The organism is Klebsiella sp. CN_Kp100 (genome assembly GCF_040065315.1).
Classification (GTDB): domain Bacteria; phylum Pseudomonadota; class Gammaproteobacteria; order Enterobacterales; family Enterobacteriaceae; genus Klebsiella; species Klebsiella oxytoca.
In genome coordinates this window covers 81257-97217 of sequence record NZ_JBEAIJ010000058.1, presented here as the reverse complement: position 1 = coordinate 97217, position 15961 = coordinate 81257, and the positions used below count along the sequence as shown (strand labels likewise).

Sequence of the window (15961 nt, the reverse complement as noted above, 5' to 3'; positions counted from 1 at the left end):
ACTCAATTGATGGGAAATCAACGCGGGCGGCCAATGAAAGCCCGCCCACGCATTTTACAAACCGCCCGCGAGCTGTTTCTCAGGCACGGGCTTGATGTGTCGCTGGATACGATTGCCGCCGAAGCGGGAACCTCGCGGCCGACGCTCTACAGTCATTTCCCCGGCGGTAAAGACGCGCTGCTGCTGGAGACATTTGCGTTTCTCAATGACACTATGCAGCCGCCTCTGCGCCAGCTTTTGCAGGAGCGTCAGCAGGATTTTCCCGCGCTGCTGCGCGGGTTTGCGAAAGTGGTGCAAGCGCACTTTTATGCGCCGGAGAATATTCACTTTCAACGCCTGCTGATCCAGGTGCTGGTGCAAAAGCCCGAACTCTACGTCACGCTCGAACAGCGCCCCTCAGGGCGCGTTTTGCAGGCACTGAGCGAGATACTGGCGCAGAAAAAAAACGAAGGTTTGCTGACCATCAGCGATCCGGAGCTCGAAGCAACGGCGTTTCTCGGCGCGATTATGGGCTATCCGCTGCCGGGGGCCTTAATTGCGCAAAAAGCGGTTGAGCCGGAGAAGCTGGAACAGCTCGCGGAATGCGCGATTACCGTCTTTCTCAAGGCCTGGGGCTACGGGCCATAATCCAGGTTTACGCAGCCACTTTCAGGCCTGTCGCCGCCCTTATTCTGCTAAGCGGATAAAGACCAGGTCTTCGGCCCCGCGCCAGAGGCCGAAGAAAGACTAATCGGCGAGCAGATCGTCATACAGCGCGCGCAAGCGGGTTCGCAGGTAAAGTACCGCTTTATGCTTACGCGACAGCAGCGCCTGCTCGCTTGCGCCGGTCTCTTCGGCCAGCTCCCGATAGCTGTAGCCCTGCAGTTCGGTTTTCTCGAATGCTTCGCGCTGGGCGGGCGGCAGTTCCGCGAGCGCCTGGTTTACTGCCTCCCAGAGCAGCGTTTTCAGATACGCCTCCTCCGGCGTTTGCGCAACGCCAAACAGCGTCTCGGCCAGCTCATCCTCGGGAAAGCCACCCTCTTCTTCCTCGCTGAAATCGCCAGCCAGCGGCAGCTCACGCTTTTTTCTCGCCCTGTCGGTCATCTCGTTTCGCGCGGCCCGGAACAGCCAGGCGGCAATATTCTCCACCGGTTGCTCGACGCGGATCAGCTGATAAGTCACTTCCTGCAGGATATCGTCCGCCTCATCCCTTTGCGGGATCCGGGCGCGAATAAACGCCTTCAGCTTCGTCCGGCAGGCGTCGAGAGCGGAAATCAGCCGCGATGGCGTCGCGATGCCGTTTTTCATTGCGCTCACTCGGGATCCGTATTTTTCACCGCAGGCTCCTGCTGCGGCGCATTTTCACTACGACGATCGCGCCAGCCGCAGTGGCCACGATGCCCGCGATGACCAAAGCGCTGTACAAACTCATCGCGCTGCTCGGGACTCATCTTCATCCAGCGTTCATGCATTCGACGCCGCGCCTGTCCCATACCGAACATTCCCGGGCGAAAACCGAGACCGCCAAACAGGATCCGCGACAGCGCCAGAAGACCTATCGCCTGCCAGAAGCCGATGCTCTTTACCCCAAGGATAGCGGGCAGTAGCGCATTCCATAGCGACATGACCAGCAGCCCGAGAACGATGATTAACGCCGCGCCGATGAGAAGCGGTTTTGCCATTCTGTGGTCACCAAAACGGTGCTGATGGCGCTGCTCGCGCCTGTCGAAATCTCTCATGCTTTGTATACCTCATAACGCTTGTGAATAGTAACCTGTGCAGAGGTAGACGAATGAGCGGACAAAATATTGCTAACAATATTTAAAAATCGACACACTTTATTTGTACGACAAATGTTATTGTGTGATCTTCATCACCTTTCGGTGCGGGCGGCGGCGGTAACGTTACCCGGTGATTCATCGAAAAAAGAGGAACTTATGAAGGCAGTAAAATCATTAAAAGCAGACTGGGCAATTATTACGCTGCTGATTGTTGTCGCGGTCGTTATGTATGGCTATCTGATCCCCAAATACTGGTAATCGACGTCATACCTGCGCTGAACCGCCCCATCGCTCAGGGCGGCTCATCGACCCTCGCCATTACCGCTTATCGTTGAGCGTCTTAATCAAAAACGGCACCGAGTCGCGCAATGACGGGTTAACCGTTCCGCTATGATCCAGCCCCTCATAAATATGCACGTCCGCCCGGGTTCCCGCGCTTTTGACCGCATCCGCAAAGCGTTTTTGCATCGCCGTCGGTACGTTGATATCGACGCTGCCTATACCGATAAATACCGGATGATCGATTTTTAGCGTCGGGTAGAGCATGGTTTTTACGCTGGCGTTTAACAGCGAATCCACTCCCGGCTTGAGGGCATTCGCCGCATTGAGACCGGCCTTCATCACCTCATCGTTAAGCGGCGTAATGCATAAATGGTTCGCCTCTTTCAGCAGCGGTAGCGCTTTGTCCTGGAAATAGTCGGCGGGATTGAGCTGCGGGTTGCTGTCGGCAGCTGAAAGATAAATATAGAAAATATAAGGAATTTTCGGATCGCCGCCGCTCGGCGCTTTGCCGCCTGCCGGCGGAAGAATGTCGGCTGCGGTGGTCCCTTTTTCAAAATAAGGCGTACCGGTCAGCACCGTTGCGCGAATATTAAGCTCGGGTGCATATTGCGGCTGATAGCCGGCGCTGGCGAAGGCGGCATGCGCCCCCTGCGACTGTCCTACCAGAATAAGTTCATTTTTGAGCGGAAACTGTTTCAGGGCGGCGCGAACGCTGTCAAGTACGCTCCACGCTTCGCCGCGGGCGTTCAGATAGTGGTGCAGCCCGGACGAGCCCAGACCGGCATAATCCGGCGCGACCACCGCATAGCCCAGCGACAGCCAGGTGTTCAGATACTGCTTATCGCGATCGCTGCGCGGGTTTAACGACGGCGCGCAGTGATTCACCACGCCAACGGTACCGTGAGCCCAGACCACCACTGGCCATCCCCCTTCCGGCGTGGCGCCAAAGGGAATAAAGACCGCCGCGGTATCTTCGCGCGCGGTTTTACCGTTCACGCCGCTGTGGGAAGGATAACGCAGAAAATATTGCTTAGCCGCTTCGCTTAACCCGTTCTCCGCGCTGAGCGGAGAGACGGCATCGGTGCTGTCGGTAGCGGCGCTAGCCGGAACAGCGCTCATGGAAAGCAATAGCAGCGCAGAGGTGGCGGTAAGGAATTTTTTTGAGAGGGAATAAGTCATGACATCCTGTTCCATAATGGGGATGCACTTAGTGTAGACCCTGGCGCCTGAATACCAGCTCAATGAAGCGGGTCATTTTGCTGATTTGCATAAACCCTGAGTGGCTTCGCTTTTTATCCGCCACAAAAATGATAGATTTTTATCAATAACCTCACAGGAAGAGAACAATGTCAGCGAAAAAAGTCACCATGAAGGATATAGCCAGAGACGCCAGAGTCGGTATCGCGACGGTGGACAGAGTGTTGAATAAACGAACTCCCGTGAAAGAGAGCACCGAACGTAAAGTGCTTGAGTCCGCCAGGCGCTTAGGCTTTGCGCTCGAACAATCGCAGTATCGGCTGGCAGCCGGTCAGTCGGCGATCCCGCTGAGAATGGGGTTCATCCTGCTGCAGGAGTCGCACTCGTTTTACCATCAGCTGGCGCAGGCGCTTGAGCAGGCGGCATTGCCCTGGCATAGTCCGGCACAGGCGCCGGTGTTTCTGCATTATGACATTAACGCCATTGACGATATGGTTGCCGCAATCGCCCGCCTCAGCGAAGAGGTTGACGCAATCGGTATTGTGGCGCTGGATAATCCGCTTATCCGCCATGCCGTTGCTCAGGCCGTTGATAAAGGCGTGCGCGTCTTTACCCTGCTCTCCGATATGAGCATCCCGCAACGCACCGGCTACATTGGGCTGGATAATCAGAAAGCGGGCCGCACCGCCGGTTGGGCGGTGGACAGACTGTGTCATGGAAGCGGCGAAATCGGCATTATCGTCGGCGATAACCGATTTATTTGTCAGGAAAGCTGCGAGATAAGTTTCCGTTCCTACCTGCGCGAACATGGCAAAGGCGACCGGGTGCTGGAGCCTGTACGCAGCCACGAACGCGCCGATATCGCCCGCCGGGTGACGGAGGAGATGCTGCAGCGTTATCCCGATCTGGAGGCCATCTACGCGCCCTGCGGCGGCGTGGAAGGGATTATCCCCGCGCTGCATGCGCATCAGCGTCAGCATCAGGTCACGCTGATTTGTCATGGCCCGGTAGACCACGGCGAGCTGGCGCTAATCGACGGGACAATCGATCTGATGCTGGCTCATCGGCTTGCCGAATTCGCCTCAGCGACCGTCGATGCCTTTGTCCAGTCCGCTCACCAGCCGCAGGCGACGTTTATTAACGCCCTGCAGCCTTTTGATTTACTCACCAAAGAAAACCTCTGATCGGCGAAAGCGCGGGTATATTCTCCGCGCTCCGCTTCAGCGCTACATTTGATAAAAAACTATCAATTAAGACATCAAAATAAACCTTGAATTCCATCAAAGAATTTAAATTTCATGATTGTTGAAGATGAAATTTTCATTCAATACTGGTCATGTTTTCTCCTCATCTGAAAAGGAAGCCATCATGACCATACATATTGCCAACGCGCCGTGCAGCTGGGGCGTCGATGATCCCAAAAATCCTTACCTGCCGCCGTGGACCAAGGTGCTGGAAGAGGCGGCGACGGCCGGTTATAAAAGTATTGAACTGGGGCCGTGGAGCTATCTGCCGACCCGAGCCGATGAACTCAGCGCCGCGCTGAATAAGCAGGGGCTGTCGCTGGTGGCCGGAACGATCTTTGACGATCTGGTCAGCGAAGAGAACTTTGCGAATATTGTCGCACTGACGCATAACATTTGCCGCAACCTGTCGCAGGTTCCGTCGGCGGAGAAGACGCCGGGCAACCCCTTCCAGCCGCCTTATCTGGTGATTATTGATTTCGGCAATCCGCTGCGGGCGAAATACGCCGGACACAGCGAACTGGCCCCCCGCCTCTCTCCCGCCGACTGGCAGCGGATGATCGGCCATATTATTACCATCAGCCAACTGGCGTGGCAGGAGTACGGCGTTCGCCCGGTTATCCATCCTCACGCCGGCGGCTGCATCGAGTTTGCCGACGAAATCGACCTGCTCGCGGCGCAAATCCCCCATGATGTTGCCGGATTGTGTCTCGACACCGGCCATCTCTTCTATTCGGGTATGGACCCCATCAGCTGGCTGGATCGCCATTTTGATCGCCTTGACTACCTGCACTTTAAAGATGTCGATCCGCAGGTATTCAGGAGCGTAATTTCCCGCGGCATCGACTTCTTCTCTGCCTGCGCGGAGGGCGTGATGTGTCCGCTCGGCAGCGGCGCCATCGATTATCCGGCGGTGCGCGCCTTTCTCGACAAACGCGGCTATCAAGGCTGGATCACCATTGAGCAAGAGCGCGACCCGCGCAACGTCGAGGGCAGCCTTAAGGCGGTCACGGAAAGCCTGCGCTACCTGCATTCGGTTGGTTTTTAATCGGGAGATGAAACATGATTAACGGTATTAAACCTGTTGGCCGGTCGTTACGCTGGGGTATGGTGGGCGGCGGCGGAAGCAGCCAGATTGGCTATATTCACCGCTCCGCGGCGCTGCGCGACGGCACGTTTACCCTGCTGGCAGGGGCCTTCGATATTGACGCTCAGCGCGGGCGTGAGTTTGGCCAGCAGCTGGGCGTGGAGGCCGGGCGCTGTTACCCCGACTACGAAACGCTGTTTCGCGAAGAGGCCGCGCGGGAGGACGGTATTGAAGCCGTTTCCATCGCTACGCCGAACAATACCCACTACGCCATTTGCCGCGCGGCGCTGGAGGCCGGATTGCATGTGGTCTGCGAAAAACCGCTCTGTTTTACCGGCGAAGAGGCCGATGCGCTGGTGGCCCTGAGCGAAAAACAGCGCAAAATCATCGGCGTGACTTACGGCTACGCCGGTCATCAGCTGATTCTGCAGGCGCGGCAGATGATTGAGCAGGGGCTGCTGGGCGAGATACGCATTATCAATATGCAGTTCGCCCACGGTTTTCATAACCAGCCAGTGGAGCAGGAAAACCCCAGTACCCGCTGGCGAGTGGACCCGAAGTTTGTTGGCCCCAGCTACGTTCTGGGCGATCTCGCCACTCACCCGCTGTTTCTGGCGGAGACCATGGCGCCGAAGCTCAATATCACTCGCCTGATGTGCTCCCGCCAGAGCTTTGTCAAAAGCCGCGCGCCGCTGGAGGATAACGCGCATGTGCTGATGGAGTACGACAACGGCGCCGTGGGTTCGATGTGGTGCTCGGCGGTCAACAGCGGCTCAATGCACGGGCAGAAAGTCCGTATCGTCGGAGAAAAAGCCAGCCTTGAGTGGTGGGATGAACAGCCGAATCAGCTGCGCTATGAGATTCAGGGCGAGCCGGTGCGCATTCTCGAACGCGGTATGCCCTATCTGGACCCGCTGGCTCTGCAGGATGACCGGATCGGCGGCGGCCATCCCGAAGGGCTGTTTGAGGCCTGGTCGAATTTGTACCGCCGCTTCGCCATCGCCATGGATGCTACCGATCGTCGCGACGCTGCTTTGCTCGAAAACTTCTGGTACCCGGATGCCAAAGCCGGTGCGCTCGGCGTGCATTGGGTTGAGAACTGCGTACGTTCAGCAGACAGTGGCGCCCGCTGGGTCGATTTCCATTAATCCATAAATAATATTTGCCGGGGGGGGCGGCTGACGCCTTGCCCGGCCAAAGAGAATCGGGCCGTTCTGCGCCCGGCAAGACGCCAGCCGCCACCGGGCCAAAATGATGCACAACGGCCATTTATCGCAGTGTCTTAACGTGACAGTGTCACCAATTTTCGGCAAGTTCACAGCATTGTAATCAAAAAGCGAATGTCGTATAACAGGTGCCAAACCGAGGGGTGTCCCGTGAGGGCTGAGATGGCGTAAGCCGAACCCTTTGAACCTGATCTGGGTCATGCCAGCGAAGGGACGGGTCGGCATTTCCGCCAGTTTTGCGCCATTGCCTGTTCACACTTCATTCAGCACGCCCGGATCTCCCTATTATCAGGAGGTCCTGTGATTCTTCCCGCATTTACTCAGGGTATTTATGGTCGTCTGCGCCTGCAGGCCGGTGCTGACTGGCAGCGCTACGTCGCCCATCCCTTCCTGCGCCAGCTTGCCGACGGCACCCTTCCCGAACCCGCTTTTCGTCGCTATCTGACGCAGGACTACCTGTTCCTGATCCACTTTGCACGCAGCTACGCGCTGCTGGTGAGCAAGCTGCGTACCCTCGCGGAAATGCGCGTTGCCGCCGCGTCCATGCACGCCATTCTCGACGAACTGCCGCTGCACGTCGGCTACTGTACGGAATGGGGGCTGGATGAAGCGACGATGGCGGCTGAAGAGGAAGCCGCTGAAACGGTAAATTATACCCGCTACGTACTGGACATCGGCCACGCCGGCGACGCGCTGGATCTACTGGCGGCGCTGATGCCCTGCGTGGCCGGCTATGCGGAAATCGGCCTCGGTCTGCTGCACGACCCGGCGACCCGGCTGACTGCCAACCCATATGCCTCGTGGATCCGCAACTACGGTGATGAGGGCTACCTTAACGGCGTCAATGCAGCCTTAAACCTGCTGGAAACCCTCTGGCAGCAGCGCGGCGGCGAAGCGCGTTTTGCCGAACTCAGCGCCATTTTTACGACCGCTACGCGCCTGGAGGCTAACTTCTGGCAAATGGGTCTTAACGCCCTCGCGGAGCGCCAGGCGTGATGGCTCCCGACATCGAAGTACGCGGACTGAGCCTGCGCTTTGGTTTGCGACCGATCTTCGACAATTTGACGTTCTCTATTCCCGGCGGCCAGTGGAGCTCGCTGCTGGGGGCCAGCGGCGCCGGTAAAACCAGCCTCCTGCGCATCATCGCCGGGCTGGCGAAAGCCTCTGGGGGCGAAGTTCGCGCCAGCGATGGCCTGGCGATTGCCGGACGCCTGGCGTGGATGGGGCAAAAAGATCTGCTTTACCCGTGGCTAAGCGTGCGCGACAACGTCTCGCTGGGGGCGCGCCTGCGCGGGGAGCGCATCGATCACCTGCGCGTGACTACGCTGCTACAGCAGGTTGGGCTTGAACACTGCGCCGATGACCGCCCGGCCGCTCTCTCCGGCGGCATGCGTCAGCGTGCGGCGCTGGCGCGTACGCTCTACGAAGACCGGCCCATCGTGCTGATGGACGAGCCCTTTTCCGCGCTCGACACGATCACCCGCACGCGTATTCAGTCCCTGGCCGCCCGGCTGTTGGTGAACCGGACCGTTGTACTGATCACCCACGATCCGATGGAAGCCTGCCGTCTGAGCCACCGTCTGCTCGTCCTTTCCCCGGCCACCGGCGGGATTGACGACACGCATCGCTTGTCCGGCATACCGCCGCGCGCGCCGGACGATCCGGCGCTATTAGCCGGTCAGGCGGAGTTGCTGCAACAGCTGATAAGGGCTAATGAATGAGCGCAAAACTGTTTCGCGCCGCCGTGGTGTTCTGCGGCCTGCTCCTGATTTGGTGGCTGGTGACCCGCAGCGGCATTCCCGCCTTTCTGCTGCCTTCGCCTTCGGCGGTGGCAAGCGCCCTGTGGGTTAACCGCGCCTACCTCGGTGGGCACACGCTGATCACATTAAGCGAGATCCTCAGCGGTCTCGCGCTCGGCGTTCTGCTCGGCGTGATACTGGCGCTGTGCATGATTGTTTCGCCGCGCCTTCAGCGTTGGCTGATGCCGTTGGTGCTGACCAGCCAGGCGATCCCGGTCTTTGCCCTTGCCCCGCTGCTGGTACTGTGGTTCGGCTTCGGGATGAGCGCCAAGGTTATGATGGCGGTGCTGGTGATCTTCTTTCCCGTCACCTCGGCGTTTTTTGACGGGCTGCGCCGGGTTAACCAGGACTATCTTGACCTCGCGCGCACCATGGGCGCCTCTTTTGGCGCGCAGCTGCGCCACATCCGCATGATGGCTGCCCTTCCGGCCCTCGGTTCCGGTCTGCGGATGGCCGCCGCCGTCGCGCCTATCGGGGCGATTATCGGCGAATGGGTCGGTTCAGCCGAAGGACTGGGCTACGTCATGCTTAACGCCAATGCCCGTCTGCAAACCGATATCTGCTTTGCAGCCCTGTTTATTCTGGTGCTACTGACCGTCCTGCTGTGGCTGGCGGTGGATGCTTTTTTACACCGGCTGATTAACTGGACGCCGGAATGACGCTCTTAAATAAAAGGACTAACCATGCGTAAACGTATTTATGCCGGTATCACGCTTGCCGCGCTGTTCAGCGGTCAGGCGCTGGCCAATGAAAAACTCACCCTGGTGCTGGACTGGTATATCAATCCCGACCACGCGCCGATCGTGGTGGCTGAACAGATTGGCGCCTTTAAAGAGGCGGGTCTGGACGTTAAAATTGTGCCACCGTCCGACCCGGCGCTGCCGCCGCGATTAGTCGCCGCCCGCCAGGCGGACCTGGCGATTACCTACCAGCCGCAGGTGCATTTTTTTGCCGATGAAGGTCTGCCGCTGGTCCGCGTCGGCACGCTGATTAATTCGCCGCTGAACACGGTGATCGCGCTGGATAAAAGCATCAAATCTCCCGCCGATCTGCAGGGCAAAAAAGTGGGGTATTCGGTAAGCGGAATCGAACAGGCGACGCTGGCCACTATGGCACAGCACGCGAAAATCGATCCCAAAAGCATCAAGCTCATCAATGTTAACTTTCAGCTGACCAGCGCCCTGCTGGCCGGACAGGTCGATGCGGTGATTGGCGGCTATCGTAATATCGAAGCGCTGGAACTGCAGCTTCAGGGGAAAGATCCGCAGGTGATGAACGTCGAGGATTACGGCGTCCCGGCCTACGATGAGCTGGTGATTGTCGCCAACCGGGACGACGTCAACGCACCGAAAATCAGGACGTTCCTGCAAGCGCTGCAAAAAGGCGTTGCTTACCTTCGCGCTCATCCGCAGGAAACCTGGCAGGCGTTTGCCGACGCGCATCCTGAACTTAACACGGAGCTGAACAAGCAGGCCTGGCTGAAAACTCTTCCTCTGTTTGCCAGCGATCCGGCAGCGCTGGATAAACCTCGTTATGAAGCTTATGAACAGTTTTTATATAACAACAAGTTGGTGAAAAAAGTCACACCTTTAACGAATTATGCGGTTGAACTGCACTAAGTCATACCATTGCTGGCGGAAATCTTTCGCCAGCAATAGCCAGGCGGCAGTAATAAAAATTGCGAGAATCCCTCACTAATAATTACAATTTTAAAGGTCTTTCATCCTTTAAAACACTTCTTTTTTATCAATGCTTTATGCGTTAATTTTGCAGTGTAAAAATAACGTAAATATAGCTTAATCAATAAAACGTTGAACGCGGTTCTAAAAAGCCATATATTGTGCCCGCTTTAATGCATGGCGATTCATTTTCTTACACCATTTTATTCAACCAGCGCTCAACCGTAACGCTGGTTGTGGGAGTGATATGATGACGGATAAAGTCCGTATTGATACTTTAGGCGCAGATTTATTAGATGCAAACAACGATACCTTTTTGGCCCGTCAGGCTGAATTCGAATCGAATGTCAGGAGCTACCCGCGCAAGCTGCCCCTTGCGATTACTAAAGCGGAAGGCGTCTGGCTGACCGATGCGGATAACAAACAGTATCTCGACTGCCTTGCCGGCGCAGGTACTCTGGCTCTCGGTCACAACCACCCTGATGTGCTGCAGAGCATCCAAAGTGTCATTACCAGCGGCTTGCCGTTACATACTCTCGATCTCACCACTCCGTTAAAAGATCGCTTCTCTGAATACCTGCTTTCCCTGCTGCCGGGCGAAGGTAAAGAATACTGCCTGCAGTTCACCGGTCCCTCCGGCGCTGACGCCGTAGAAGCGGCGCTGAAGCTGGCGAAAAAATACACCGGCCGTACTTCCGTGATCAGCTTCTCCGGCGGTTACCACGGGATGACCCACGGCGCGCTGTCCGTCACCGGTAACCTGTCGCCCAAAGCGGCGGTTAACGGCATGATGCCGGAAGTGCAGTTTATGCCTTACCCGCACCAGTACCGCTGCCCGCTGGGTATCGGCGGTGAAGCCGGCGTAAAAGCGCTGACCTACTACTTCGAAAACCTGATCAACGACGTCGAAAGCGGCGTGCGTAAACCGGCGGCGGTGATCCTTGAAGCCGTTCAGGGTGAAGGTGGCGTGAACCCGGCTCCGGTCGAGTGGCTGCAGCGCATCCGTAAAGTGACTCAGGAACACGGCATTCTGCTGATCGTCGATGAAGTTCAGGCTGGCTTTGCGCGTACCGGTAAATTCTTCGCCTTCGAACACGCGGGCATCGAGCCGGACATTATCGTGATGTCGAAAGCCGTCGGCGGCGGTCTGCCGCTGGCCGTTCTCGGTATCAAAAAGCAGTTCGACGCCTGGGAACCGGGTCACCACACCGGCACCTTCCGCGGCAACCAGCTGGCGATGGCGACCGGCCTGACCACCCTGCGCCACCTGAAAGACAATAACATTGCGGATAAAACCGCCGCTCAGGGCGAATGGCTGAAGGGCAAGCTGGCCGAGATGCAGAAACGCTATCCGGTGATTGGCCACGTTCGCGGTCTGGGCCTGATGATCGGTATTGAAATCGTTAAACCGAACGAAGCGCCGGATCACATGGGCTGCTACCCGGCGGACGGCGAACTCTCCGCCCTGCTGCAGAAGAAATGCTTCGAAGCGGGCGTGATCCTCGAGCGCGGCGGTCGCCACGGCTGCGTGCTGCGTCTGCTGCCGTCCCTGCTGATCAGCAACGCTGAGCTGGAAATTTTCTTCGACAAATTTGAACAGGCCCTGCTGGCCGCCGGCGTAAAACCGGTCTGAGTGGAGTAAGTGACCGCAATGTCCAAGTTGAATCCGATTCTTGCTGGTTCCGCACAGAGTATTGATGCCTATCAGCAAGCGATCGCCCAGACCAGCCAGGCTGTCGCGCAGTGGTTGCAGCAGCCTGAAATGTATCAGGGGAAAAGCGTTGACGAACTGCGTGAGCGCATCACCCTTGATTTCAACGAACAGGGTCTGGGCAACCAGGCGGCGATTGAACGTGCGATCGAGTACTTCCTGAAAGACAGCCTGTCGGTACATCACCCGCAGTGCGTGGCGCATCTACACTGCCCGAGCCTGGTGATTAGCCAGGCGGCGGAAGTGCTGATTAACGCCACCAACCAGAGCATGGACTCCTGGGATCAAAGCCCGTCAGCCACCATCATTGAGATCAAGCTTATTGAATGGCTGCGTGCGCAGGTCGGCTACGGCGCTGGCGATGCGGGCGTGTTCACCAGCGGCGGTACCCAGAGCAACATGATGGGCCTGATGCTGGCGCGCGATGCCTTCTTTGCCCGCCAGGGCCACTCCATCCAGCAGGATGGTCTACCGGGCGATGTTCGTCGCTACAAAGTACTGTGTTCTGAAAATGCCCACTTCTCGGTGCAGAAGAACATGGCGCTGATGGGCCTCGGCTACCGTTCCGTGACGCTGGTGAAAACCGACCAATTCGCGCGGATGGACGTGGCGGACCTGAAAGCGAAAATCGCCGAGGCTCAGGCTAACGGCGAGCAGATTATGGCGATTGTCGCTACCGCTGGCACTACCGACGCGGGGGCCATTGACCCGCTGCGAGAAATCGCGGCTGTCGCGGCAGAGCATCAGATCTGGCTGCAAGTTGACGCAGCCTGGGGCGGCGCGCTGCTGATGTCTGAGAAGTATCGCGATCGTCTGGACGGCATTGACTTAGTGGATTCCATCACTCTGGATTTCCATAAGCAGTTCTTCCAGACCATCAGCTGCGGCGCGTTTCTGTTAAAAGAAGCCCGTCACTACGAGCTGATGCGCTATCAGGCGGCCTATCTGAACTCTGAGTTCGATGAAGAGCATGGTGTACCGAACCTGGTGTCCAAATCGCTGCAGACCACCCGCCGCTTCGACGCGCTGAAGCTGTGGATGGGTCTTGAGGCGCTGGGCCAGAAGCAGTACGCGGAAATCATCGATCACGGCGTGACGATGGCGCTGAACGTAGCGGATTATGTCGAAACGCAGCCGACGCTGGAACTGGTGATGCAGCCGCAGCTGGCGAGCGTGCTGTTCCGTTCCCGTCCGCAGCAGATGGCGGGCAGCGACGACGCCGCCATCGCCCTGCTCAATCAGCGGGTTGGCGATGCGCTGCTAGCCTCCGGCCGCGCTAACGTCGGGGTGACCGAGCACAACGGCGTTACCTGCCTGAAGCTGACCTTGCTGAACCCGATCGTTACGTTAGATGACGTGAAGGTGCTGCTGAGCCTGGTCGATCGCACCGCCCAGGAGCTGCTGGCGCAGTAAGCTTTTCGCATTGACCACGAAAGCCGATAACTTACCTTATCGGCTTTTTTATTGGGTTTCGCCCTGAGCTTGTGACGTTGTCACGCCATTTCCCGGGGGCGGCGCAAGGCGCCTGCCCGGGCTACAGTCCTGCAGACTGCTGAGGACGCGTAGCCCGGGCAGATGCGCAGCATCGCCTCCGGGAAATTCTGCCACTTCGGGCGCTTTCCCCGGAGGCGTTATATCTGCGCCGGACGTGCGATGGCGCGATGTTGTCGCACCGGGTATCGACTCTCCTTTCCGATACACGGTGAGACAAACAAACGATCAGGCGAGATAACGTGCCGCTGGCTCAGATTGCACGAAAGCGGGCAGCATAGCCTGACGCGTCGCGTTCAGCGTCTGCCACTGCGTTTCGTCCTGCAGCGGCGGTATGGTGACCAATTCGCGGCGGTCAAAACCGACCAGGGCGGCATCCACCAGTTTCTCCACCTCCATAACGCCGGGAATGGCGTTGACATCTTTACCGCTATGCTGCCAGATTTCGGTACGGGTGGCCGCAGGCAGGACCGCCTGCACGTATACGCCCTTCGCGCTTAGCTCAACGTCGAGCCCCTGCGAAAGAAACAGCACAAACGCTTTTGTCGCGCCGTATACGGTCAGGCCCATTTCCGGGCCCAGCCCAACCACCGATGCAATATTGACGATGGACCCTGTTCCAGCCCGAGCCAAACGCGGTGCGATAGCGTTTGCCAGGCGGGTCACGGCAGTAACGTTGAGGGTAATCAGCCGAGTGATATCGGCGCTGCTCTGGTTAAGAAAATCGCCGGGTATCGACGTGCCGGCATTGTTAATCAGTATCCCAATTTGTGCCTCTTCCCGCAGTCGCTGCTCGACTGCGGTAATGTCGCTATCCTGAGTTAAGTCGGCCTGCAGGATGTCGACCTGAACGCCGGTTTCACCGCGCAGCCGCTCGGCCAGCGCCGTCAGCCGCTCGAGATGACGCGCAACGAGCACCAGGTCATAACCGCGGCGAGCAAAACGTTCGGCATAGACTGCGCCAATACCTGTCGATGCCCCGGTCACCAGTACTGCTGATTGACTACTCATAACGACACTCCTGAATTATACATGATGATCGTCATGTATAATGGCACGAGCTGGGTAAGCTGTAAATATTGTTATATGATGGTCATCATAAATAATTTATCGCAGGAAAACGCCATGAGAGTGAGCAGAAAACAGGTTGAAGAGAATAAGCAGACAATACTGACCGCCGCCGGCCGGTTGTTTCGTGAGCGCGGTTTTGACGCGGTCACGGTCACCGATATTATGAAATCAGCCGGTCTGACCCACGGCGGATTTTACGGCTACTTTAAATCGAAGGATGACCTGATCGCACAAACCCTTGCTGAACTGAAGATAGAGAGCGAAGCGGCGGATAACGACGTCGAATCGCTTATCGCACGTTATCTCTCACCTGAGCACCGGGATAATTTTGCCAGCGGTTGCCCGCTGGCAGCGCTGGCGGCGGAGACCATCCGCCAGTCTGAATCCGCACGCGATGAAATGACCGCGCGACTGCAGCAGCAGATAGCTTATCTCAGCGAAGCGATTAATGAGAAAAACCCGGAAAAGAGCCGTCGTGCGGCGATTGGCAACTGGTCTGCCATGGTCGGGGCATTGATTCTGGCGCGAATGACCGCTGATTCGGCGTTTTCAGATGAAATCCTGCGTGAAACGGCGGCCTGGCTTGAGGAAAACCAGCGCTAACGTTACGCCGTTTCCCGATCCGGCGGCAGATAGCCGGCAACAAAGCGGGTCAAAATCGCCGAGGCCACCGGGCTTTCCTCAACCTCAAGGCTCAGCTTATCCGGGTCAATACCCTCGTTGCGCAGTGCCGCCTGACGGTACGCGATCAGCGAGCGAGCAATCGCCGGCGTGATTTCCGGGTGGAACTGGGTGGAGACGGCATGGGCGCCGTAGCGCACAATCTGGTGCGGATCGTGCTGCGACGAGGCCAGCACCGTCGCCCCCGGCGGTAATCGGGTGACCGTTTGCATATGAGTCAGATGCGCGCTGAACGGCGCCGGATGATCGGCCAGAAGACGATCCGCCCGCCCGCTTTCTGACAGCGAAATAGTTTTGCTTCCGGCCTCGCGCCCGGCAGGATGGTAATCCACCTCGCCGCCCAGCGCATGCGCCATCAGCTGATGCCCGTAGCAGACGCCAAACAGCGGCATCTCTATTGCCATTGCCTCGCGGATCCAGGCCGCGGTCATTTCGCTCCACGGCAGGCGTTCGGTCACCATATCCCATGAGCCGGTAATCACCGCGACGGTCGCGTTATCCGGGGCGGGAAGCGTCTCCCCGGCAAACACTCGCGCCACGCTGATTTTATTGCGCCACGGCGCCAGTAAATGACCAAACCAGGAGGGCAGATCGCCGTGGTCGGAGGCGATTTCATCCGGCGGGGTGCCGGTCTGCACAATGAGAAGCGTATTTCGGCTTAACGACATCGGAGGGCCTTTTTTCACAACAACACAGAGCCCTACTATGAGCAAAAGCGCCAGCGGCGGCAAAT

Annotated in this window: 17 protein-coding genes and 1 riboswitch; of the genes, 12 read left to right on the top strand and 5 right to left on the bottom strand. The window is 57.8% G+C overall.

What is annotated here, in order from left to right; genetic code table 11:
- The first annotated feature begins 9 nt into the window (after window positions 1–9).
- Window positions 10–627: a TetR/AcrR family transcriptional regulator gene (locus tag ABLV12_RS25030; protein ID WP_004112966.1), complete on the top strand. Its 618-nt coding sequence runs from the start codon at window positions 10–12 to the stop codon at window positions 625–627.
- Window positions 628–726: 99 nt separating this feature from the next.
- Here the strand turns inward: ABLV12_RS25030 and ABLV12_RS25025 are convergent, their stop codons facing one another.
- Together ABLV12_RS25025 and ABLV12_RS25020 are read right to left on the bottom strand one after the other, a co-directional pair.
- Window positions 727–1287: an RNA polymerase sigma factor gene (locus ABLV12_RS25025; protein ID WP_004102026.1), complete on the bottom strand. Its 561-nt coding sequence runs from the start codon at window positions 1285–1287 to the stop codon at window positions 727–729.
- A 5-nt stretch (window positions 1288–1292) separates the two neighbouring features.
- The gene (locus ABLV12_RS25020; RefSeq protein WP_004102024.1) at window positions 1293–1718 is read right to left on the bottom strand and encodes a hypothetical protein; all 426 of its coding nucleotides are present in this window, start codon (window positions 1716–1718) and stop codon (window positions 1293–1295) included.
- 198 nt (window positions 1719–1916) lie between these two features.
- On the opposite strand from ABLV12_RS25020, the gene ykgR reads away from it, so the two are divergent.
- Complete coding sequence (ykgR, locus tag ABLV12_RS25015; RefSeq protein ID WP_348867437.1) at window positions 1917–2018, top strand: small membrane protein YkgR; 102 nt, start codon at window positions 1917–1919, stop codon at window positions 2016–2018.
- 60 nt (window positions 2019–2078) lie between these two features.
- Here the strand turns inward: ykgR and ABLV12_RS25010 are convergent, their stop codons facing one another.
- The gene (locus ABLV12_RS25010; protein WP_348867436.1) at window positions 2079–3221 is read right to left on the bottom strand and encodes an alpha/beta hydrolase; all 1143 of its coding nucleotides are present in this window, start codon (window positions 3219–3221) and stop codon (window positions 2079–2081) included.
- Between the two features lie 167 nt (window positions 3222–3388).
- On the opposite strand from ABLV12_RS25010, the gene ABLV12_RS25005 reads away from it, so the two are divergent.
- From ABLV12_RS25005 to ABLV12_RS24965, 9 genes are all read left to right on the top strand, one after another.
- The gene (locus tag ABLV12_RS25005) at window positions 3389–4423 is read left to right on the top strand and encodes a LacI family DNA-binding transcriptional regulator (protein ID WP_348867435.1); all 1035 of its coding nucleotides are present in this window, start codon (window positions 3389–3391) and stop codon (window positions 4421–4423) included.
- 184 nt (window positions 4424–4607) lie between these two features.
- On the top strand, window positions 4608–5531 hold the full coding sequence (locus ABLV12_RS25000; RefSeq protein WP_004102015.1) for a TIM barrel protein: 924 nt from the start codon (window positions 4608–4610) through the stop codon (window positions 5529–5531).
- 14 nt (window positions 5532–5545) lie between these two features.
- Window positions 5546–6718: a Gfo/Idh/MocA family oxidoreductase gene (locus ABLV12_RS24995; protein ID WP_064396002.1), complete on the top strand. Its 1173-nt coding sequence runs from the start codon at window positions 5546–5548 to the stop codon at window positions 6716–6718.
- A 207-nt stretch (window positions 6719–6925) separates the two neighbouring features.
- Window positions 6926–7027: riboswitch (TPP riboswitch) on the top strand.
- Between the two features lie 69 nt (window positions 7028–7096).
- Window positions 7097–7792 (top strand): TenA family protein, encoded by a 696-nt coding sequence (locus ABLV12_RS24990; RefSeq protein ID WP_064396004.1) that lies wholly within the window; start codon window positions 7097–7099, stop codon window positions 7790–7792.
- Window positions 7789–8517 (top strand): ABC transporter ATP-binding protein, encoded by a 729-nt coding sequence (locus tag ABLV12_RS24985; protein WP_348867434.1) that lies wholly within the window; start codon window positions 7789–7791, stop codon window positions 8515–8517. The genes ABLV12_RS24990 and ABLV12_RS24985 overlap by 4 nt, the downstream gene beginning before the upstream one ends.
- The gene (locus ABLV12_RS24980; RefSeq protein ID WP_032728247.1) at window positions 8514–9254 is read left to right on the top strand and encodes an ABC transporter permease; all 741 of its coding nucleotides are present in this window, start codon (window positions 8514–8516) and stop codon (window positions 9252–9254) included. The genes ABLV12_RS24985 and ABLV12_RS24980 overlap by 4 nt, the downstream gene beginning before the upstream one ends.
- Window positions 9255–9278: 24 nt before the next feature.
- Window positions 9279–10214, top strand: coding sequence for an ABC transporter substrate-binding protein (locus tag ABLV12_RS24975; protein WP_017145897.1), 936 nt, complete (start codon window positions 9279–9281; stop codon window positions 10212–10214).
- A gap of 307 nt (window positions 10215–10521) precedes the next feature.
- Window positions 10522–11907, top strand: a complete 1386-nt coding sequence (locus tag ABLV12_RS24970; RefSeq protein WP_017145898.1) for a diaminobutyrate--2-oxoglutarate transaminase — start codon at window positions 10522–10524, stop codon at window positions 11905–11907.
- 9 nt (window positions 11908–11916) lie between these two features.
- Window positions 11917–13398: an aspartate aminotransferase family protein gene (locus tag ABLV12_RS24965; RefSeq protein WP_348867433.1), complete on the top strand. Its 1482-nt coding sequence runs from the start codon at window positions 11917–11919 to the stop codon at window positions 13396–13398.
- Between the two features lie 306 nt (window positions 13399–13704).
- Here ABLV12_RS24965 and ABLV12_RS24960 read toward each other — a convergent pair whose 3' ends face one another.
- On the bottom strand, window positions 13705–14487 hold the full coding sequence (locus ABLV12_RS24960; RefSeq protein WP_064396008.1) for an SDR family oxidoreductase: 783 nt from the start codon (window positions 14485–14487) through the stop codon (window positions 13705–13707).
- 114 nt (window positions 14488–14601) lie between these two features.
- On the opposite strand from ABLV12_RS24960, the gene ABLV12_RS24955 reads away from it, so the two are divergent.
- Window positions 14602–15150, top strand: coding sequence for a TetR/AcrR family transcriptional regulator (locus tag ABLV12_RS24955; RefSeq protein WP_016809038.1), 549 nt, complete (start codon window positions 14602–14604; stop codon window positions 15148–15150).
- Window positions 15151–15152: 2 nt separating this feature from the next.
- Here the strand turns inward: ABLV12_RS24955 and ABLV12_RS24950 are convergent, their stop codons facing one another.
- Window positions 15153–15896 carry a glutamine amidotransferase gene (locus tag ABLV12_RS24950; protein ID WP_016809039.1) on the bottom strand — a complete coding sequence of 248 codons (744 nt, stop codon included), beginning with the start codon at window positions 15894–15896 and terminating at the stop codon, window positions 15153–15155.
- Window positions 15897–15961: the final 65 nt, after the last annotated feature.